Here is a 19,421-nt window from a genome sequence, read left to right as displayed (position 1 = left end):
ACGTGTAAATAAATGATTATGATACAGAGACAACGGCTTCCTCATCCTCCAAGCGAACGGAAACAAGCTTGGAAACGCCGCCTTCTTGCATGGTCACGCCGTAAAGCACATCCGCTTCCTCCATCGTCCCTTTGCGGTGAGTAACGACGATAAATTGTGTCATTTCGGAAAATTCACGCAAGTATTCTGCAAAACGGGATACGTTCGCTTCATCCAAAGCAGCCTCTACTTCGTCCAGTACGCAGAATGGGACTGGTTTCACACAGATGATGGAGAATAACAAGGCGATTGCGGTTAGCGCACGCTCACCACCAGAAAGAAGCTGAAGGTTTTGCAGCTTTTTCCCAGGAGGCTGCGCAACGATCTCAATTCCTGTATCCAGCATATTCTCAGGTTCAGATAAAATCAAATCGGCACGCCCGCCGCCGAACAGTTTGGCGAATACAACACCGAAATGCGAGCGAATCGCATCAAAGGTCGTTTTAAACCTTTTGGACATCTCTATGTCCATTTCTCGAATAACCTGATACAACGTCGTCTTGGCTTCGATCAGATCATCCTTCTGCGAGCTCAAGAAGTCAAAGCGCTCCGAAATACGCGCATATTCCTCAATCGCCCCAAGATTCACAACACCGAGGGAAGCAATCTCGCGTTTCAGTTCGCGCACCTTGGTTTGCGTACCTTGAATATCCTCAGGAATGGGATATCGTTCTTTGGCCAGCTCATAGCTAAGCTCATATTCTTCGGCCAGCTTTTTCAGCAGATTTTCGAGTTCCACATCCAACCGGGTCACACGAACTTCCGTTTGATGCAAGCTCTCTTCAACCTGTTTCAGCTGCTGCCGCTGGGCGCGAGTTTCATTCTCTCCCTGTTCAAGCTTAAACAACCAATCCGTACGCTCAGCTCTTTTAAATTCGATACTTTCCGTACATTGCTGCTTTTTCAGCTTGAGGTCGTTCAACAACTCAATTTGCAGCACGGTTTCCTGCTCAAGCAGCGCCATATCCTGTTCCAGCTGCGCAAGGAGTCCACGGTTCGTATCCATTTCTCGATCAGCTTCGCCAAGGTCCTGCTGCAACCTCCGCTGTTGATCTTGGAGGGATTGCTTTTCTTGCGAAATAGATGCCACCTTGACCTTCAAATCAGTCAATTGACTTTGCAGTTCTTCCTTCTCGGATTCATTCGCTTTGCGTGAGCTTTCAGCCTCGCGAATGGCATGCTGAAGGGAAGCTTCTTCCTGCTGCAGCTCGGCCAGATTTGCTTCTGATTCTGTTTTCTTGCGCCCGAAATCTGCTTTCTCCTGCTGAAGTAGGCTTCTGTCTTGCGTATCCAGCGATAGCTGCTCTTCAACCGTGCGGCTCTCGGATTCCAAGGGATTCAATTCCGCGCGAACTTGCTGTTCGGTGATACGCTTTTGCTCTCCTAGCTGACGAAGCTGCTCGATCGTCATCATGTCGTCCGTAATCTCGCGCTTCATGACGCTGGATTGATTGCGCAAGCCGCTGAGCTGCTGCTCGGAGCTTTTGATCTCTTGATCCAATTCCTCAATCTGACGCTGCCGTCCCAACAAGTTCGTCGATTTCTTCTGCAAGCTTCCGCCCGTCATCGAACCCCCAGGGTTTACAACATCCCCCTCAAGCGTCACGACCCGGTAGCGATACTGCGCTTTTGCCGCAATATGATTCGCATCTTCCAAGCTTTGCGCAACAACAACATTGCCTAACAAGCTCGAAAAAATATTATGATAAGTAGCATCGAAAGAAACAAGGTCAACAGCTAATCCAATAAAGCCTTTGGCAGCCTTCAATGAGCTGAGTTCGTTATCCGAAATGGAACGCCCTCGTATAACATTCATTGGAAGGAACGTGGCCCTACCCATTTGACGGCGTTTCAGGAAAGCAATAGCTTCACGGCCATCCGCTTCCGTTTCGACCACGATATTTTGCAAGGCGCCGCCCAGCGCCGTCTCGATCGCTATCTCCACATCAGCTGGAACCTTCACTAGCTCGGCAATGGCGCCGCGAATTCCACGCAAATCCTTGCGGCTCTTCGCTTTGAGCACTTCCTTAACACCTTGCATGAACCCATCGTAATCGTTAGCCATCTCTTTCATCGTATCACGACGAGAGGTTAGCGCATCGAGCTTCTGTTCCCATTTGCGAACCATGCCTTGCGCTTCATCCAATAAGGCTTGCTTGTTTTTCAAGCTTTGCGTTAATTGTACATATTGCTGCCTGACTTCTTCAATTTCATTCACGGTTTCTTCCAGCTTAGCCATCAACTCTTGCTTGCGCTGTGTAATCTTCTCGCGTTGTTCCGCCCACTTGTGGCGTTCCTCGTCCAATCTTTCCAAACGACGGCCAATGCTCTCGGTTTGCTGCTCGGCATACCGAATTTCGTTTCGCGCCTGCGCCATCCGGTTCAGCGTCTCCAACAGTTCGCCCTTTAATTGATCTTCAGGCGAAGAACTGATGCCGCCACTAACGCCTTGCAGTCGCTGCTCCTCAGCCGTCAGCTTGGCTTGAAACTCAAATAGCTGCGCACCAATCTGGATAATTTTCTCCCGATGTTCGCTAAGTTCAGTTTCTTTATCAATTTTGCGCTGCTCCTGCATGGCAAGCGTGCTGCTGAGCTGTTGTTGATTTCCTATGTAATTCTTCTTACGTTCCTTAAGAACTTCGCCGTGGCCCTCACATTTCTCGAAATCTTCACTGAGCTGAAGCAGGTTTTCTTGCAGCTTCTCCAGTTCCTCTTCCAAGCGGCGCGTTTCCCAGCGATGCTTCTCCAGATGAGCATCGTGCTGGTTCACGACGGTTGATAGCTCTGTTTGCTCTTTCGTAAGATTCTCCAGCTTCTGCGATGCTTCATTCCAAGCGAGATAAATTTGATCGATTTGATGCACATACATCGCAATTTCACTGCTTTTGAGCGTATCCCGAAGCTCCTTATAACGAATAGCCTTCTCCGATTGTTCGCGAAGAGGCTCAATTTGATCTTCGAGCTCAGACACCAAATCGTGAATCCGCAGCAAATTTTGCTCGGTATCACTTAGCTTTTTTTCCGCTTCACGCTTGCGCGATTTATATTTAACAATCCCCGAAGCTTCCTCAAAGATGCCCCGGCGATCTTCCGATTTGGTACTCAAAATCTCTTCGATACGTCCTTGTCCAATAATGGAATACGCTTCTTTCCCAATCCCTGTATCCATGAACAATTCGGTTATATCTTTCAGACGGCAGGGCTGCTTGTTAATTAAATACTCGCTTTCCCCGCTCCGATGCACTCTGCGAGTTACCGTTACTTCATTAAAGTCAAGCGGCAATGACTGCGATGTATTGTCGAGTGTCAGGGAAACTTCCCCATAATTAACAGCTCGGCGTGAATCGCTGCCCGCAAAAATAACATCCTCCATTTTACCGCCGCGCAAAGACTTTGCGCTTTGCTCGCCCAATACCCAGCGGATACCGTCTGAAATATTGCTTTTTCCGCTTCCGTTGGGACCTACAACCGCGGTGATACCGCGCACAAATTCCAGCTCCGTCCGATCTGCGAAAGACTTAAACCCGGATAATTCAATCCGTTTCAAAAACATGGTCTCACCTCAAAAATTATTGTAACATATCCCTTCTGAAAATAAGAGATAAAAACCAAAAAAGGCAGCCGCAGCTGCCTCCCTTAGCTATATTCGTTATCGCTGAATAGTTACATTCAATTTCAACAAAGCTTGAGCTGCTGCTTGCTGTTCTGCTTCTTTTTTGGAACGTCCAGCGCCAGTCCCCAAAAGTTCAACATCCATGTAAACCTCTGCAACAAATTCACGCTCATGCGCAGGTCCACGTTCATTCACAATCCGGTATTCCAGAGAACCCATATTGTGATGTTGAGTATGCTCTTGCAATTGCGTTTTGTAATCAATAACGAGCAGCTTGCCTTCGCTGGAAATTTTCGTGAATACGTGCTTTTTGAGAAAACCTTTGACGACATCAATCCCTTGATCGAGGTATAGAGCGCCTACGAAGGATTCAAAAACGTCTGCAAGGAGTGCTGGTCGGGAGCGCCCGCCCGTCAATTCCTCCCCTTTGCCGAGTAAAACAAAAGCGCCGAAATCTAAATCTTCCGCAAAGGTAACTAATGACGGCTCACACACAATAGATGCTCTGAGCTTCGTCAATTCGCCTTCCGAACGCCCTGGATATGAGTCATATAAAAATTCCGAAACCGTTAGCTCAAGGACGGCATCGCCTAGAAATTCCAGCCGCTCGTTATCTTTATGTCCAGCAATGCGGTGTTCATTGACATAGGAAGAATGGGTAAAAGCTTGCTTCAGCAGCTCGGTCTTACGGAACGTAATACCGATTTGTCGCTGCAGTTCTTTAATATCACGGTTCATCCGCTTAACTCACCACCCAGAGAGAATGATATTCCGTTATCTTTCTTCGTAGGAAGGCAAATTATGCTTCAAACCTTTTCAAGATAATTGTTGCATTGTGTCCGCCAAAGCCGAAGGAATTGGACATCGCAATATCCACCTTAGCCTCACGAGCCGTGTTAGGCACATAATCCAGATCACATTCCGGATCTTGGTTCACCAGATTAATCGTCGGCGCAATCAAACTGTTCGAAATCGTAAGTCCACAGATAACAGCTTCCACTCCGCCTGCAGCGCCAAGCAAATGGCCTGTCATGGATTTCGTAGAACTTACCGCTACTTTGTAGGCATGCTCGCCTAAAGCTTTCTTAATCGCAATTGTCTCCGATTTATCTCCTACAGGAGTAGAAGTTCCGTGAGCATTGATGTAAGAAATGGACTCCGGTGCAATTCCTGCATCCTTAATCGCTTTCACCATACAACGTGCCGCCCCGTCCGGATCCGGATCTGTCATGTGATAAGCGTCGCCGCTCATACCGTAACCAATTACTTCCGCATAAATGCGAGCTCCACGCTGCTGCGCATGTTCCAGAGACTCCAGAATCATGACGCCTGCGCCTTCTCCCATGACAAATCCATCACGATCCGTGTCGAACGGACGGCTTGCCAAATGCGGCTCTTCATTTCGAGTAGACATTGCCCGCAGCGCACAGAAACCAGCTACACCAATTGGTGTGATAGTCGCCTCTGCTCCACCGCAAATCATCACGTCAGCATCGCCACGTTGAATCATTTTGAAGGAATCTCCAATGGAGTGCGTCCCTGTTGCACAAGCTGTTACAGCTGTGGAGTTCGGTCCTTTGGCTCCTGTCACCATCGAGATATGACCTGAAGCCATATTCGCGATCATCATCGGAATGAAGAATGGTGAAACACGTTTCGGCCCTTTTTCCAAAAGAATTCTATGTTGTTCTTCCCAAGTATTCAAACCGCCAATACCAGAACCTACAGATACGCCTACGCGTTCAGGATCCGTATCTTCTTTCACATTCAAATTAGCGTCCTTCAGTGCATTAATTGCTCCTGCGACTGCGAATTGAACGAAACGGTCCATACGGCGAGATTCTTTGCGATCCACATAATTCTCAATGTTGAAATCTTTCACTTCAGCTGCAATGCGAGTTGGGTATTCGCTTACATCGAAATTCTCAATTAAGCTGACACCGGATTTACCGGAGGTTAGATTCCCCCAGAACGTTTCCAAATCTTGACCAAGGGCAGTAACTACGCCCATACCTGTAACTACAACTCTGTTCATATGTACCACCTTCTATGTAGGAAGACTTTATTTTGTTGTTGGTTGAAAATGGAGAGAGAGTCCCGTCTTGATTAGAAACGGGACTCGGTAGACTATTACGTATGAGATTTTATGTAATTCGTAACTTCTCCTACAGTCGTAATCTTCTCAGCATCTTCATCTGAAATTTCTAAATCGAATTCATCTTCTAATTCCATTACTAATTCAACTACATCGAGAGAATCAGCACCAAGATCTTCTTTGAAAGATGCTTCGAGGGTGACTTCAGCTTCATCAACCCCTAGACGATCGACTACAATTCGTTTAACACGATCCAATACGTCGGACATCCGGTTCACCTCCTCTTTGGTATTATACGAGAATCTTTGACAGATTGCCAGTAGGCAATTTCTAGATTCTCTTTCTGGCAAATCTTACATGTACATGCCGCCATCTACATGAAGTGTTTGGCCTGTCATGTAGGAAGCATCGTCGGACGCCAAAAAGCGTACAACCTTTGCAATTTCCTCAGGCTGGCCAAGACGTTCCAGTGGAATCTGCTTCAACATATGTTCTCGCATCTCGGCCGACAATTTGTCGGTCATATCGGTTTCAATAAAACCTGGAGCCACCGCATTCACGGTAATGCCTCGAGAAGAAAGTTCCCTAGCGGTCGCTTTGGTTAGACCAATAACGCCTGCTTTGGCTGCTACATAGTTGGCTTGACCCGGGTTACCGAGCACGCCAACTACAGAAGATATATTAATAATTCGACCGAATCGCTGCTTCATCATAGGACGAGTAACGGCTTTCACGCAATTAAATACGCCCTTCAGATTCGTAGCGATGACTTGATCGAACTCTTCTTCCTTCATTCGCATGATTAAATTGTCTCTTGTTATGCCTGCATTATTCACAAGAATATCAATTTTACCAAAAATCTCTAACGTTTGCTTAACTAAATCATCAGCTTCTTGAAAACTGCTGACATCTGCGCGCAATTTGACAGCTTTGCGTCCCATTGCTTCAATGGCTGCAACTACTTCGCCGGCTGCCGCTTCACTTCCTGCATAGTTCACGACAACATCAGCGCCATGCTCAGCCAAATGCAGAGCAATCGCCCGGCCAATACCTCTAGATGCGCCTGTGACGAGTGCAACTTTACCCGTTAGCATGATTGTGCACCTCCTGCGTGTACTTCTCCAAAGCTTCTAGGCTGCCAATCGACACCGTTTTCACTGTTTTGTCGACCTTCTTGATCAATCCGGCGAGAACGGTTCCTGAGCCAAGCTCAATGAACGTGTCGACGCCTTGGCCGATCAAGTACGCAATCGTATCTTCCCATAGAACGGGAGAATACACCTGCTCTACAAGCAGCCCGCGAATGTCACTCGGTTGCGAGACAGGCAGAGCCGTTACGTTGGCCACAACGGGCACGGCTGCCTCACTCATCTTGACGGACGCGAGCACCTCAGCGAGGCGCTCCGAAGCCGGCTTCATGAGCGATGAGTGGAAGGGCCCGCTCACCTCGAGCGGTATGGCACGCTTCGCGCCAGCTTCTTTGCAGCGTTCGACAACTGCTGCAACGCCCTCGCGGCTGCCCGAGACGACGATCTGTCCCGGGCAGTTCACATTGGCGAGCTCCACGACGGAGCCGCCGCTTGAAATAGCCGAGCATAGCTCCGCCAGCGCTGCGCGCTCGGCTCCCAGCATGGCTGCCATGGCACCCAGGCCGCCTGGGACGGCCTGCTCCATGAACTCGCCGCGGGCCCGCACGGTGCGGACCGCGTCTTCGAAGCCAAGCACGCCAGCTGCGACGAGCGCGCTGTATTCGCCCAGACTATGTCCAGCGACATAGTCCGGTGCAATGCCCGCAGCCTTGAACGCTTCCAGACAAGCGATGCTTGTTGTCAGCAGCGCAGGCTGCGTGTGATACGTGATCTTCAGTTGGTCCTCCGGACCTTCGAAGATCAAATCTGATAAAGAGAAGCCCAGCGCTTCATTCGCGCGCTCAAAATAGGCTTTAGCCCCAGGATGATTCGTGTACAAATCACGCCCCATCCCGACGGACTGCGAACCTTGACCTGGAAAGACAAATGCTATTTTACCCATACGAGAAAAAAATCCCCTTTGGCGATAAATTTTAAGATGAAAGGATGATGACTTATGAGAAATGTATTACCAAACCAAAGCAGACGCGCCCCAAGTCAAGCCGCCGCCGAAGCCAACCAACACAATGCGGTCGCCTTCATTTAATCGGCCTTGCTCCGCAGCTTCTGCCAGTGCGACCGGAATTGAAGCCGCCGACATGTTGCCGTATTTGTCCAGGTTGATCATACATTTATCATCCGTTAATTCTAAACGATTCAAGGAGGCTTGAATAATTCTCATGTTCGCTTGGTGAGGAACCAGCAGGTCAATATCTGCTTTTTCCCACCCTGCTTTGCGCAAAGCCTCATCCGCAGCATTCCCCATAATCCGCACCGCGAACTTGAACACTTCCGCCCCAGCCATGTAAATGTAATGCAAACGTTGGTCGATCGAATTTTGCGAGGCCGGATTACGCGAACCGCCGCCTTCGATTTTCAGAAGAGGACCTCCTGTACCGTCAGCACCCAGCTCAAATGATTTGAAACCTCTATGTTCAGGGACTTCGCCAATCACTACCGCTCCGGCTCCGTCGCCAAAAAGAATGCATGTGTTACGATCTGTGTAATCTGTAATGCGGGATAAACAATCCGCGCCGATAACGAGCGCATATTTATAAGTTCCTGTTGCGATGAAATTCGATGCATTAGCCAAGCCATAGACGAAACCGGAGCAAGCGGCAGAAAGATCAAAGGCAGCTGCTTTCTTAGCGCCGAGCTTCTCTTGCAGTACGCAAGCAGTCGACGGGAAAGACATGTCCGGTGTAATTGTCGCGACGATGATCAAATCAAGTTGATCCGCGGTAATGCCTGCACTCGCCATCGCAAGGAGGGAAGCTTCATAGCATAGATCTGAGGTAGCTTGTCCTTCTGCAGCAATTCTTCTTTCGCGAATCCCTGTTCGAGTGACGATCCATTCATCATTCGTTTCGACCATGGTTTCAAGTTCTTGATTCGTTAATATACGCTCTGGTACGTATTTCCCCGTTCCGAGGACCCCAACTGGTATTAGATTCATGTTGTTATATCTCTCTTCCCATGGCTTATTTCGGCGGATATGGTGCCAACCAAATCATTTTGCAAGGCTATTCTTGCTTGGCGAACGGCATTCTTAATGGCATTGGCATCTGAGGAGCCATGGCTTTTCAGAACAAGGCCATCAATCCCCAGAAAAGGGGCTGCCCCATGTTCATTGTAGTCTAACTTTTTGCGGAATTGGGTAAGTCCCGGTTTCAGGACAGCCGCAGCCAGCTTTGTAAATATAGTTTTTGTAAATTCCTGCTTGAGTGCCGAGAAAATAGCGGAAGCCGCGCCTTCCAAGGTTTTCAGCATGATATTCCCCGCAAAACCGTCACATACGATAACATCGCATTTGGCACGAAGCACTTGAGAGGATTCCACATTGCCCACGAAATGAATAGGTGCTTGTTCCATTAAAGGATATGCTGTTTTCGTTAATTCATTCCCTTTGGCTGCTTCTGTTCCTACATTCAACAGGCCTACCCGTGGCTTGGCAACACCATGCACTTTGGAACGATAAATACTGCCCATAATGGCATATTGTACAAGTTGCTCCGGTGTAGCATCCATATTTGCACCCAAGTCCAGGGCAAGCACACCATGTCCGTCCATGGTAGGAATCATCGGTGCTAACGCCGGACGTTCAATCCCAGGAATCCGACCAACGACAAGCAATCCCGTCGTCATCAATGCTCCTGTATTACCTGCGGAAATCATAGCCTCCGCTTCTTTCTCACGAACCAACTTTCCGGCCACAACCATGGAAGAATCCTTTTTGCGGCGAACAGCTTTCACAGGCTCGTCTTCCGCTTCAATGACTTCTTCGGTGTGACGGATCGTTAGATTCGCCGGCCGCTCTGTGAGATGAGCTTCAATCGCGGCGCTGTTGCCGACCAGGATGATATGTACGTCCTTCCATTCCTTGGCCGCTGCGAGTGCACCTTCCACTACGATCTTAGGAGCATTATCGCCGCCCATTGCATCAATCGCGATCCGCATGCAGCTTGTCCTCCCTATCTAGATGCTCTTTCTTCGAATGAAAGATCACGAAATTGCCTCGAAAAACAGCCTCATCCCCAACATAAGAAGACACTTCAACTCTTGCTTTCCCTTTGGATACAGAGCGCACATAAGCTTTAGCAATGCATTTCTCTCCGAGCTTCACAGATCGTATAAAACGAATATCTGCGGAAGCCGTCAGAGCTATCGGATCGTCGATGACAGCAACCGCTAGAGAGTTCGCTTGTGAGAATATATGATGTCCTCTTGCAATTTTGGTTCTTGAGAAAACATGATCTTCTTTAATTTCAAAAATCGAAATACCGCTTTGATCCAGCTGTATATCGATAACTTCTCCAATAACTTCATCAATGGATAATGATCGAACTTGGTCATGTGTCTTGACCGCCATATGCTTCATTCGTTCCCTCAGCTCAGGAATACCTAACTCCAATCGATCTAATCGGACGGTTTGGATACTGACGCCAAACGTACGCATCAGTTCTTCGTCTGTCATAAAAGGATTGACTTCAATCGCTTGAAGCAATTGCTGCTGCCTTTGTCGTTTAGGAAGGCGTTCGATGGTGAGCACCACCTTATCTCGTGAGATCTCATCTTATTACCAGATACTAAACTGTAGTATATTAAATTTACAACCAAAAAGAAAGCAAAAAAAATAGCACTTCACTTTTAGGATGAAGTACTATGTCCATTCTTATGCTTTTACGATCTCTCTACCTTTGTAAGTTCCGCAAGACTTGCACACGCGGTGTGCCAGCTTCAGTTCTCCACATTGTTCACATTTCACCATGCCTGGAACTTCCAATTTAAAGTGAGTACGGCGCTTGTCGCGACGAGTTTTGGACGTTCTTCTTTGAGGTACTGCCATATTCAAAACACCTCCTTATACGAATTTCCGGCGTTGCCTTATTCTTTGTTAAAATAGTCCGCGAGACCTGCAAGTCTAGGATCAATCTTCTCCTGCTTACAGCCGCAATCATGTAGATTACGATTCTCTCCGCACACAGGACAGAGACCTTTGCACGCTTCGTCACAAAGTGGTATGTACGGTAAACCGACCACTACATTCTCTACAACGTAAGGCTCCAAATCGACTTTATCTCCAACGACCAAATGAATGTCCTCATCAAGATCCGGATCTTCTTCCTCAGGCTTCTGCATGAAGACTTCCTCAAAAGGAAGCTCGATTGTTTGATTCGTGTGCGATAAGCATCGTGAACAGCTTAACTCCAAGTCTAGCGTTAACGTACCGTTAACTTTGGCTACTCCATCTTCATGCACAGCATGAAGATCGACACGTACTGGACCATGACCAAGAATATCTTGACGACCTTCAAAAGGTTCCGTCAAATTCAGTTCTTCTGTCATATGAACCGGCTGCCCTTTAAGAGCTAGCTCTCTAAAACGAATTTGCATGTTTTTTCACCCCAAACAAACAAAGATTATTATATCCACTTTACTTGCCTTTTGTCAATTTAATTTATATTATTTCTTACTCTTCTCTACTTCTTTTGGCGGTAGAGCTGCTAGAAATTTGAGCGCATCGTCCATGGATCCAATTTCAATAATTTTCATCTTCGTCTTAATTTGCTCAGCTCTATGAACCGCGTCTGAATAGTTCGAAATTTGCGTGCCGTCCTTGTACGTCATATCCTTCGGTGCGAAGAAATATTCCGCCTTCTCGCGATCCGCGGCGATGATTTTATGCTGAATACCGCCAATTGGACCTACTGTACCATCCGTTTCAATCGTTCCTGTTCCAGCGATTCTGTAGCCTTTGGTAATATCCTCGGGTACAAGTTGATTATAAATTTCCAAAGAAAACATTAACCCTGCGGACGGGCCGCCAATCTCGCCTGCTTTAATTGTAACCTGCTGATCGGCTTGATCCGCTTTGACGGACTGCATATCTGCCGGCACTACGCCAATACCAGCCCTTGCTTCCTTTTCCCCTGCTTGAAGGGGCAGTGCTCCCAACGCTAGCGTGGCTTGCTGTTCGGCCTTATTCCGCATAAACGTGATAGGGATGGATTCTCCAGCCTTCTTCCCCTTCAACGAATCCAGCAAATCTTGAGCGACCTTCACTTCTTTATCTCCGACTTTCAACAGGATATCTCCGGGTTTGAGCACCTTCTCCCCAGATAAGCCTGGCAGCGTCTGGAGCACCATTACGCCTTCATGGCTGATGTGAAAGGGAATTTTGGCGTGTGTATAAGCGGCTTGTATCGCACTCGCTTGAGAAGTCAACATCACATATTCTTGACGTTGTGAATACTCCTGCTCAGACTCCCCTTTTTTCAACACACTCGTCTTAGGTTGTATCTCTTCGTAAGGATGAACGAGACCAATTAAATAATTAACCATATTTGCATCTGCAACACGTACCGTAGTCAGCATCAAAGTCCCTTTTTCTATATCTGAACCTTTCGCTATTGTGACCATGGGTTTAATTTCTTCCGCAGTTCCCGGCATAAAAATAAAAAATGGAAGCTTCACAAAAAGCAATAAATATACAATCACAATACCCACAACAGCCGATATTAGATACCTTCTAGTCGCTGATCTCCGCGGGTAGCGGTAGGAGTCATTCGACCAGGTGCGAACATTATCTTCTTCATTTTCCATGCAGGTCCCCCTCCTCCTGGTGTCTGGCTACGGTTGCCACTTGTCCGCTCACCTTCATGGCTTACCTTCATGTCCAAGCAATGCTTGGTCTAAACCCGTACTTTTTTGCGTACAAATGAAGCATGTTTAAAGGATGAGGTGAATGGCATGCAGCCTATAAAAGCAAAATCCAACTCCAAATTAACGACGCTGATACTAGGGGCTTTGGCAGCCCTTGTCGTTGTGTCTGTCATTCTATTTCCGGACAAAGCTTTTCAGTCTTCACTTGAAGGCCTTACCGTTTGGTGGAAGCTTGTATTTCCTGCGATGATGCCTTTTCTCATTATGACCGAGCTCTTGATCGGATTCGGCGTCATCCAAGGAGCCGGTGTTCTTCTTGAGCCCCTGATGAGGGGAATCTTCCGACTTCCAGGTGTCAGTGGATGGGCTTTAGTTTCGGGACTTATTGTAGGATTTCCTACCGGAGCCAAAATTACTGCTAGCCTGCGGGAAAAAAAACTCATCTCCCGAACAGAAACAGAGCAATTAACCGCATTATCCCATTTATGCAGCCCTTTGTTCCTTATTATCGTTGTGGGTGTCGGATTTCTGCATAGTGCCAAGCTTGGTGTCGTGCTTGCAGTAGTTCATTATATCTCAGCTATTGCAACTGGCATTCTACAGATGAAATTCTCCAGAAAAACACAGCAGCTTGCATCTCCTGCATCCGAACACAGTCCCGCTCTTTTGAGCCCTGAGCCTCGTTCCGCCTCTGTCTGGCGTCAAGCATTCATCACGATGCGCCAAGCTTATTTGCATGATGGCCGCGCTTTCGGCAAGCTCCTCGGGGATGCGGTAACTTCTTCTGTCCAAACCTTAATGCTAGTGGGTGGCTATATGATGATCTTTTCTGTCCTCATCAATGTTGTCCACATTTCGCATCTCACCGATATACTGAAGCCCGCAACTCATGCCTTGCTCCAATACATGAACATTCATACCGACACTTCAGCTGAGTGGGTGACAGGTATGCTGGAGATTCATCTGGGTGCTTATGCCTGGAGTCAAGCCCAAGGACTCTCTTTGCTTGGCCAAATGGCGCTTATTAGCGCGTTCTTAGGCTGGGGAGGCTTGTCTGCTCATGCGCAAGTGGCCGGCTTTCAACATCAAACTGAAGCACGCTATCGTATCTTCTTCCGGTCTCGAGTCCTGCACGCCGTGCTTGCTTTCATCTTCACCATCCTGCTTTGGAAACCATTGCAGCTGCTTCTAGCCGAAACAGAGCCTAGCTTTCTATGGCTGGATAAAACAACAAACGAATCCCCGGCGGCGTCATTCCCGCTAAACGGCGATTCTGCATGGAGCTTATGGGGGCCTATGCTAACCCAATTCCTACTTGTACTGCTCATCATGCTGATGGCCTCGACATTCATAAGAGCTTTCCGCAAGAAAGCTCTTTAGTTTGACGCTGTTACATTCAATTGTCTCTTGGAAATTTAAGTTTGAGCGCTTCCTCCACCTCGACAGGAACCAAATCCTCCACGGGGCCGTGAAACCTAGCTATTTCCTTCACAATGCTAGAACTTAAATAGGAGAAACTCGGCTTGGACGTCATGAAAAAAGTCTCAACATCTGAATTAAGCTTATGATTGGTCGAAGCCATCTGCAATTCATATTCAAAATCCGATACAGCCCGAAGCCCGCGCACAATCAAGCGAACATTGCGAGCTTTCATGTAATTCACCATCAAATCCCGAAACCCATCCACCTCAACATTCGGTAGATCCTTCGTTACTTGGCGAATGAGCTCCATTCGTTCTTCTAATGTAAACAGCGGGTTTTTAGACGTATTATTAAGTACGGCTACAATTAACTTATCAAACACCTTTGCCGCTCTATGTATAATATCAAGATGGCCATGTGTAACCGGATCGAAACTCCCTGGATAAACGGCAACCGTTCTTCCGTGTTCTTGCTTCATCATGCTGTCATCTCCTCTCAGAACTTATCCTTCTACGGATCGCAAATAAATCGTTACAGCCGTATCGCCGTAATCCGCTCTTCGCTGTTGGTTGAAATTGCCGATCACTTCAGGCAAAATATCCTTCGCATCGTGTTCAACCACTATGGTAGCATTCGGCACAACAATCGCCTGCTCTTCCATGGCGCTTATCAGCTCCGCGATCAGCTTCATTTTATACGGAGGATCCAAGAAAACCAGCTCAAATTGCTGCTCCCGCTTGGCTAACGCTTTCAGTGCCCGAGTGGCATCTGTTCGATAAATCTCAGCCTGATCCTTCAGACCGGCTGTCTGTAAATTATGCTGGATGGTGTCGATGCTTTTCTTCTCAATATCAATGAACACAGCCTTATCCATCCCGCGGCTAAGCGCCTCAATCCCAAGTCCGCCGGTTCCGGCAAACAGGTCGAGCACTTGTCCCCCTTCAAAATAAGGACCTATCATACTGAAAATCGCTTCTTTCACTTTATCCGTTGTTGGTCGTGTGCTGGTACCTGGTACAGCTTTTAACGACCGGCCTTTCGCAGTGCCTGAAATCACTCTCATCTTGCGTATTTCCCTTCTAGCTGGCTATTCTTTTGCTATCGTACCACAAGCTCTATTCGGACACAAAAAAATTATACGCTCCATGTATAAATTTCCTGTAAAACGGTCATCCTTGAACTATCGACATCAGAGAATGTCGTAGACAACCGCGGAGAAGGCTTACGTTTCCCCATAAGCTCTTCGTCCGGTTTCTCCTCTCCCATGAGACGGCCTGTAAAAGGGCCGTCGTAATAATTTAATGGTACTGATACCTAAAACCCTTATTGTATAAGGGTTTATTTAAGTATAACAGCTTCACGGCCACTAAAAGCTTCAAGACAAGTTTCTGAATGTTCGTCAACATCACAGTCAGTGAAGCAGGCAATTGAATTTGTATTCTGCTTAAGTCGATCAGCCACAATCAAAGTTGAATTCATCGCTTGCTCTGCATGATTAATCGTATAGAAAACTGATCAAATAACTTAAGACTATGGCCAACGGTAGCCAATTATCCAAACTCCTTTCAAAAAAGGAAATAAAAAAGTCGCCCTATTTAAGAGCAACTCTTGATTATTCAAAAACACCTTTATCGTAATCAACACGGAAAAGCGATGTTTTTTTATCTTCAACCATTATATAAACCTCGTAAATCGTTTCTATCGTTGTGTAATATCTAACAACCGTATTTGTATCTTTGTATTTTTTTAGTTGATTTTCTGATAAACCAAACCGCTCAACTAGCTTGCCTATGTTGCTTGCATCTTCTGGTAAATGATAATTTATTCTTTTCAATTTATTTTTAACAAATTGAAATTCAATTTCTCCGCCTTTATAAGCGTATGTAAGCACAGGAAACTGATTTTTTGATCCTTTAAAATTCCAATTTTCCTTTGATTCTGGATCTCCCATGATCTGAACTAACTCATCAGGAGAAATCTGGCTAAATTTCTTTACATCGAAAATAGTGTCATTTGGGGAAATTCCCCCAACTTGATCAGAATTAGAGTCTTGGGCACACCCTGTCATCAGTAAGCATAAAGAAAACATCATTATCAGAACTTTTTTCATCTTTAAATCATTTTCTCCCTTCAAAATGAGACTTCAATAGCCCTATATTACCAAACATTGGGCCTATTCACCATTTATTTCGAAGTAGATCAACCTATTTACGATTCGTCTTCGCTGTATCGGATTCTTTTTTCAAATATAACTGGATGGAAGCAAATATAAAAGCCCTTTCACTTATTGGAAGCCCTATGATTTCATGTGGTAGCTTCCGAAGCTTGAAAAGAGCAGCATACTACAGGAGGAAGGCGGTTGGATCTGGCTCAACACCTCTCACCGCTTTCGTCCCTCCCCCCTCTATTAGTTTTTGCTTCTTCTACCAACTCATTGATATCTTTATCGAATCCGTTAATTTCTTGCATCTTAAGCAATAACCCTTGCTGCGCTTAGTGGCTGCTTTACGTAGTAAGATATACTTAGTTCAAATGAATTGAGGTAAATAACATGAGTGCATATAGGCTCAAGAATAAAGTATCTAAGTGAAAATTAGATATCTCTCAAAAGCGTTTAGCAGGCGCTTTTGGAATAACTAATATACAAGCATCTGGATACGAAACAGGTGATAGAAAACCTGATCAAGATACAATTAAAAATAGCTGATTTTTTTATGTTTCATCTGTTTTTTTATTAGGTGTAACAAATGATCAGGTTGAACCAAATGAAAATGACAATAACATTGGACGAGCTTTCTTCGGAGAAGCTGATCATTATTCTGAGGAAGAGTTTGAATTAAGAAGAAATAAACGACACCGGATTGGTGTCGTTTATTTCTTTTTGTAAAACCTCAATTAGATAGTTCCTGTTCATAAGTATACACGAAGTCCGTACGCATTCTTGCTAGAACGAATCTGTTTCATCCAATTTTCTCTCAATGCGTCCAGTACTTCTTTTCAGGTGCTTTTACATACTGTTCATTAGATGTGAGCTAACCAAAGGAAAACACCCCGCCTAGCCAAATCAGCCGAGCGGCGATTCGTTTTTATTAAGGAGTCACCACATCATATTCATCAACGGAGAACGTTAGTATCTTATCGAAGATTACATACTCTGTACGTGCTTTGAACGGACCTTTGTTCCATGTCTTGTCGAATTTATATTTGGCAGGGCCTGTCCCTACATCCTTGCCATCATACCAAACGATGAAAGCATTTACTTCTGCCATAGAAAGATCGTATTCCTTTTCTAGCCCATTCGTCATAGTAATAGTTAAAATAGCACGTTTTCCACTCGGATCCGGAGATGGATCTGGAGTTAGTATTTTCGACATCATTTGCAACTCACCAATTGATAAAAAACTAGCATCACCACTATTGGCAGTTATATTAATTCGATAAGACTTAAATTTGTTAGTATTTGAGAAAACAAAGTTTTTTGGGGTGCTATTTGCCCAACCAGTAACATTTGACTGAGTATCTAATACAGTCCAGTTAGTTCCATCATTCGAGCCTTCGAAAGTCCAGTTTTTAGGTGCACGTGAACTTGCAGTATATTGTGGATATATTACATATTGAGCTATCGCCAGTGGATTAGAAAATTCATACTTTAACCAAGCAGCATTATTGTCAGTTGTTGTCCATGCGTAAGACTGAGTACTAGCATAGGTTCCGTCAAAAGCCGTATATGCAGCTGAGTAACCACACACACAAGCACTACTAGCACTCGCAACTCCAGATGGACTTGTGTTTGATGTCATTATTGGAATTAAATTATCTGAGTATTGACTAGCAGCCTCGCTTTTATCTGGAGCTATAATTAGTCCCATAGATAAGCTCAAACTTAATAATATCAAAATAAAATACCTCTTCATACAAACCATCTCCTAGTAGTATTAATTTTACAATTCAACTATACTTGGAAATTTCAGTATTTAACAGACTGTTTTTTTATAAATTTCCACATTATACTATAGTATTTAGGTCAACACCGTAATCACGTTTTCCATTTGCCGCGGCACAGGCTGCTGTAGAGGCATATAGGAAGGGTTTGAATAAGAAGAAATAACGACACCATTAAGGTGTCGTTATTTCTTCTTATTTTCACTCTAATCTTCCATGCGTTGTGGTTGTTAAAATTTTAACCAACGTCTTGTTAATCTTAAGGAAGTTTGGAACGTCAATGCGCAAAGAATCCCGTAAGAGTAAATCAACAGGTTATCTTTGTCAAAAATATTACTATGGTCCTTATTTTCGTTTAAGGCTAGTATTGTTATAACAACACCAAGAACAGCAAATACAATGTAAAATATTGTTTCGAACAATAACTTTAACCTATTTATACGCTTTACGATCTTGTTTATTAATATTGAACTTGGAATTCCAATTACAACTAATGTTGGAATCGTAAAGATTGCAAATACAATAGTACCTAAAAAACTTTCAAAAGCAATTCTCTCATTTGCAATAAAAATAATTATAATTAATTGAAGAATCGTTGGACACACAAGTAATGTTATTAATGTTGTTAATAGATAATGCCCTAGTCTCATCTTCATCATATCCAAAGACAACCCCTTTATCTCTTTCATGTCTAAAGCCGCAATACATAAGTTACCTCACTGCTTACATCTTCGGTAATAGTAATGTGTTTCTTTCAATTTTATCAAAACTTAATGAAAAAAATCGATGGTATAACTGCGTTTTTCGGCGGCGCCGATCAATACTGAAGATGAACTGGAGATTACCTGCGGCACAGTCTGCTGTTGAGGCTTATCGAAAGGGTCTGAATAAAAAGAAATAAAAGACACCACTTATTCTACACTGGTACCCATAGTCTGGACACTTTGAAAAAGTGTTCAGACTGTGGGTATCTTTTTTTGTATACTAGAGTAAGCACCGGAGGGGATTACAATATGTCTAAGAAAATGTTTAGTGAGAAAGAACAAAAGAATTTATCAACGAATAAATACGTCATCCATATAAGCGATAAAGCAATAACCTATGCTGATGAATTTAAGCAGTTGTTCATCGATCAATACATGGCAGGTAAAACACCCAGAGAAATCTTTGAAGCAAACGGGTTTGATGTAAACATAATTGGCGTAGAGCGTTTAAAAGCATGCGTTAAGCGTTGGAAGAAAGCATACGCTGAGGATGGAGTCATTGGACTAGCAGACTCCCGTAAGGGATCATCTGGACGTCCCCTCAAGCGAGAACTAACGCAGGATGAAGTTATTGCAAGACAGGAAGCAAGAATTAGACTTCTTGAGTCTCAGGTGGAATTGTTAAAAAAGCTAGACACGAAAGAAAGGTTGCTGGTACCAAAGGGAAAGAACCTAAGTAAGAGTAATTTATTTGAGCTAATTAAAGAGACTGTAGGGCAGGGTTTAGGACGCACAACTAGCTACCTTTGCGACTT

General features: G+C 45.1%; 20 protein-coding genes. 3 read left to right on the top strand and 17 right to left on the bottom strand.

Features of this window, described 5'->3' with window-relative positions:
- Positions 1-16 precede the first annotated feature (16 nt).
- The 12 genes from smc to BC351_RS00050 form a co-directional block, all read right to left on the bottom strand.
- Positions 17-3,592, bottom strand: coding sequence for a chromosome segregation protein SMC (smc, locus tag BC351_RS00105; RefSeq protein ID WP_079408674.1), 3,576 nt, complete (start codon positions 3,590-3,592; stop codon positions 17-19).
- Between the two features lie 96 nt (positions 3,593-3,688).
- On the bottom strand, positions 3,689-4,390 hold the full coding sequence (gene rnc, locus BC351_RS00100; RefSeq protein ID WP_079408673.1) for a ribonuclease III: 702 nt from the start codon (positions 4,388-4,390) through the stop codon (positions 3,689-3,691).
- Positions 4,391-4,451: 61 nt separating this feature from the next.
- Entirely contained in the window at positions 4,452-5,687 is a 1,236-nt protein-coding gene (gene fabF / locus BC351_RS00095; protein ID WP_079408672.1) for a beta-ketoacyl-ACP synthase II, read from the bottom strand.
- 95 nt (positions 5,688-5,782) lie between these two features.
- Positions 5,783-6,016 carry an acyl carrier protein gene (gene acpP / locus BC351_RS00090; RefSeq protein WP_028558238.1) on the bottom strand — a complete coding sequence of 78 codons (234 nt, stop codon included), beginning with the start codon at positions 6,014-6,016 and terminating at the stop codon, positions 5,783-5,785.
- Between the two features lie 84 nt (positions 6,017-6,100).
- On the bottom strand, positions 6,101-6,841 hold the full coding sequence (gene fabG / locus BC351_RS00085) for a 3-oxoacyl-[acyl-carrier-protein] reductase (RefSeq protein ID WP_079408671.1): 741 nt from the start codon (positions 6,839-6,841) through the stop codon (positions 6,101-6,103).
- On the bottom strand, positions 6,828-7,778 hold the full coding sequence (gene fabD / locus BC351_RS00080) for an ACP S-malonyltransferase (RefSeq protein ID WP_079408670.1): 951 nt from the start codon (positions 7,776-7,778) through the stop codon (positions 6,828-6,830). The genes fabG and fabD overlap by 14 nt, the downstream gene beginning before the upstream one ends.
- Positions 7,779-7,844: 66 nt before the next feature.
- Positions 7,845-8,831 (bottom strand): beta-ketoacyl-ACP synthase III, encoded by a 987-nt coding sequence (locus BC351_RS00075; protein ID WP_079408669.1) that lies wholly within the window; start codon positions 8,829-8,831, stop codon positions 7,845-7,847.
- Positions 8,828-9,832, bottom strand: coding sequence for a phosphate acyltransferase PlsX (gene plsX, locus BC351_RS00070; protein ID WP_079408668.1), 1,005 nt, complete (start codon positions 9,830-9,832; stop codon positions 8,828-8,830). Before plsX ends, BC351_RS00075 begins: the two co-directional genes overlap by 4 nt.
- Positions 9,816-10,427 (bottom strand): transcription factor FapR, encoded by a 612-nt coding sequence (gene fapR / locus BC351_RS00065; protein ID WP_167387999.1) that lies wholly within the window; start codon positions 10,425-10,427, stop codon positions 9,816-9,818. Before fapR ends, plsX begins: the two co-directional genes overlap by 17 nt.
- Positions 10,428-10,547: 120 nt before the next feature.
- Positions 10,548-10,721, bottom strand: a complete 174-nt coding sequence (gene rpmF / locus BC351_RS00060) for a 50S ribosomal protein L32 (RefSeq protein ID WP_029195321.1) — start codon at positions 10,719-10,721, stop codon at positions 10,548-10,550.
- 38 nt (positions 10,722-10,759) lie between these two features.
- Complete coding sequence (locus BC351_RS00055) at positions 10,760-11,269, bottom strand: YceD family protein (RefSeq protein WP_079408666.1); 510 nt, start codon at positions 11,267-11,269, stop codon at positions 10,760-10,762.
- A gap of 69 nt (positions 11,270-11,338) precedes the next feature.
- A complete protein-coding gene (locus BC351_RS00050) occupies positions 11,339-12,478 on the bottom strand; it encodes a SepM family pheromone-processing serine protease (protein ID WP_079408665.1) in 1,140 nt (379 codons plus the stop codon).
- A gap of 147 nt (positions 12,479-12,625) precedes the next feature.
- On the opposite strand from BC351_RS00050, the gene BC351_RS00045 reads away from it, so the two are divergent.
- Complete coding sequence (locus BC351_RS00045) at positions 12,626-13,918, top strand: nucleoside recognition domain-containing protein (RefSeq protein ID WP_079408664.1); 1,293 nt, start codon at positions 12,626-12,628, stop codon at positions 13,916-13,918.
- Between the two features lie 16 nt (positions 13,919-13,934).
- On the opposite strand, the gene coaD is transcribed toward BC351_RS00045, so the two are convergent.
- The 3 genes from coaD to BC351_RS00025 form a co-directional block, all read right to left on the bottom strand.
- On the bottom strand, positions 13,935-14,438 hold the full coding sequence (gene coaD, locus BC351_RS00040; protein ID WP_079409179.1) for a pantetheine-phosphate adenylyltransferase: 504 nt from the start codon (positions 14,436-14,438) through the stop codon (positions 13,935-13,937).
- Between the two features lie 24 nt (positions 14,439-14,462).
- Entirely contained in the window at positions 14,463-15,023 is a 561-nt protein-coding gene (gene rsmD, locus BC351_RS00035) for a 16S rRNA (guanine(966)-N(2))-methyltransferase RsmD (protein WP_079408663.1), read from the bottom strand.
- A gap of 549 nt (positions 15,024-15,572) precedes the next feature.
- Entirely contained in the window at positions 15,573-16,070 is a 498-nt protein-coding gene (locus BC351_RS00025) for a hypothetical protein (protein ID WP_079408662.1), read from the bottom strand.
- A 489-nt stretch (positions 16,071-16,559) separates the two neighbouring features.
- Between BC351_RS00025 and BC351_RS43780 the strand changes: the two genes are divergently transcribed.
- Complete coding sequence (locus tag BC351_RS43780; RefSeq protein WP_079409178.1) at positions 16,560-16,667, top strand: helix-turn-helix domain-containing protein; 108 nt, start codon at positions 16,560-16,562, stop codon at positions 16,665-16,667.
- Positions 16,668-17,049: 382 nt separating this feature from the next.
- On the opposite strand, the gene BC351_RS00015 is transcribed toward BC351_RS43780, so the two are convergent.
- Positions 17,050-17,874, bottom strand: coding sequence for a discoidin domain-containing protein (locus BC351_RS00015; RefSeq protein ID WP_079408661.1), 825 nt, complete (start codon positions 17,872-17,874; stop codon positions 17,050-17,052).
- Positions 17,875-18,132: 258 nt separating this feature from the next.
- Entirely contained in the window at positions 18,133-18,561 is a 429-nt protein-coding gene (locus BC351_RS00010) for a hypothetical protein (RefSeq protein ID WP_079408660.1), read from the bottom strand.
- A 354-nt stretch (positions 18,562-18,915) separates the two neighbouring features.
- On the opposite strand from BC351_RS00010, the gene BC351_RS00005 reads away from it, so the two are divergent.
- Positions 18,916-19,421, top strand: a 506-nt coding sequence (locus BC351_RS00005; protein WP_341865965.1) for an HTH domain-containing protein, incomplete at its 3' end; no start/stop codon positions are given.

The sequence above is a fragment of the Paenibacillus ferrarius genome, assembly GCF_002027705.1.
Classification (GTDB): Bacteria; Bacillota; Bacilli; order Paenibacillales; family NBRC-103111; genus Paenibacillus_E; species Paenibacillus_E ferrarius.
The sequence above is the reverse complement of the archived record's forward strand: the minus strand, read 5'-3'. Positions and strand labels throughout refer to the sequence as shown.

Excerpts from the sequence above, each read along its gene's own strand:
- smc (WP_079408674.1), bottom strand. The coding sequence starts at position 3,592 with ATGTTTTTGAAACGGATTGAATTATCCGGGTTTAAGTCTTTCGCAGAT.
- rnc (WP_079408673.1), bottom strand. The coding sequence starts at position 4,390 with ATGAACCGTGATATTAAAGAACTGCAGCGACAAATCGGTATTACGTTC.
- fabF (WP_079408672.1), bottom strand. The coding sequence starts at position 5,687 with ATGAACAGAGTTGTAGTTACAGGTATGGGCGTAGTTACTGCCCTTGGT.
- acpP (WP_028558238.1), bottom strand. The coding sequence starts at position 6,016 with ATGTCCGACGTATTGGATCGTGTTAAACGAATTGTAGTCGATCGTCTA.
- fabG (WP_079408671.1), bottom strand. The coding sequence starts at position 6,841 with ATGCTAACGGGTAAAGTTGCACTCGTCACAGGCGCATCTAGAGGTATT.
- fabD (WP_079408670.1), bottom strand. The coding sequence starts at position 7,778 with ATGGGTAAAATAGCATTTGTCTTTCCAGGTCAAGGTTCGCAGTCCGTC.
- BC351_RS00075 (WP_079408669.1), bottom strand. The coding sequence starts at position 8,831 with ATGAATCTAATACCAGTTGGGGTCCTCGGAACGGGGAAATACGTACCA.
- plsX (WP_079408668.1), bottom strand. The coding sequence starts at position 9,832 with ATGCGGATCGCGATTGATGCAATGGGCGGCGATAATGCTCCTAAGATC.
- rpmF (WP_029195321.1), bottom strand. The coding sequence starts at position 10,721 with ATGGCAGTACCTCAAAGAAGAACGTCCAAAACTCGTCGCGACAAGCGC.
- BC351_RS00055 (WP_079408666.1), bottom strand. The coding sequence starts at position 11,269 with ATGCAAATTCGTTTTAGAGAGCTAGCTCTTAAAGGGCAGCCGGTTCAT.
- BC351_RS00050 (WP_079408665.1), bottom strand. The coding sequence starts at position 12,478 with ATGGAAAATGAAGAAGATAATGTTCGCACCTGGTCGAATGACTCCTAC.
- BC351_RS00045 (WP_079408664.1), top strand. The coding sequence starts at position 12,626 with ATGCAGCCTATAAAAGCAAAATCCAACTCCAAATTAACGACGCTGATA.
- coaD (WP_079409179.1), bottom strand. The coding sequence starts at position 14,438 with ATGAAGCAAGAACACGGAAGAACGGTTGCCGTTTATCCAGGGAGTTTC.
- rsmD (WP_079408663.1), bottom strand. The coding sequence starts at position 15,023 with ATGAGAGTGATTTCAGGCACTGCGAAAGGCCGGTCGTTAAAAGCTGTA.
- BC351_RS00025 (WP_079408662.1), bottom strand. The coding sequence starts at position 16,070 with ATGAAAAAAGTTCTGATAATGATGTTTTCTTTATGCTTACTGATGACA.
- BC351_RS00015 (WP_079408661.1), bottom strand. The coding sequence starts at position 17,874 with ATGAAGAGGTATTTTATTTTGATATTATTAAGTTTGAGCTTATCTATG.
- BC351_RS00010 (WP_079408660.1), bottom strand. The coding sequence starts at position 18,561 with ATGATGAAGATGAGACTAGGGCATTATCTATTAACAACATTAATAACA.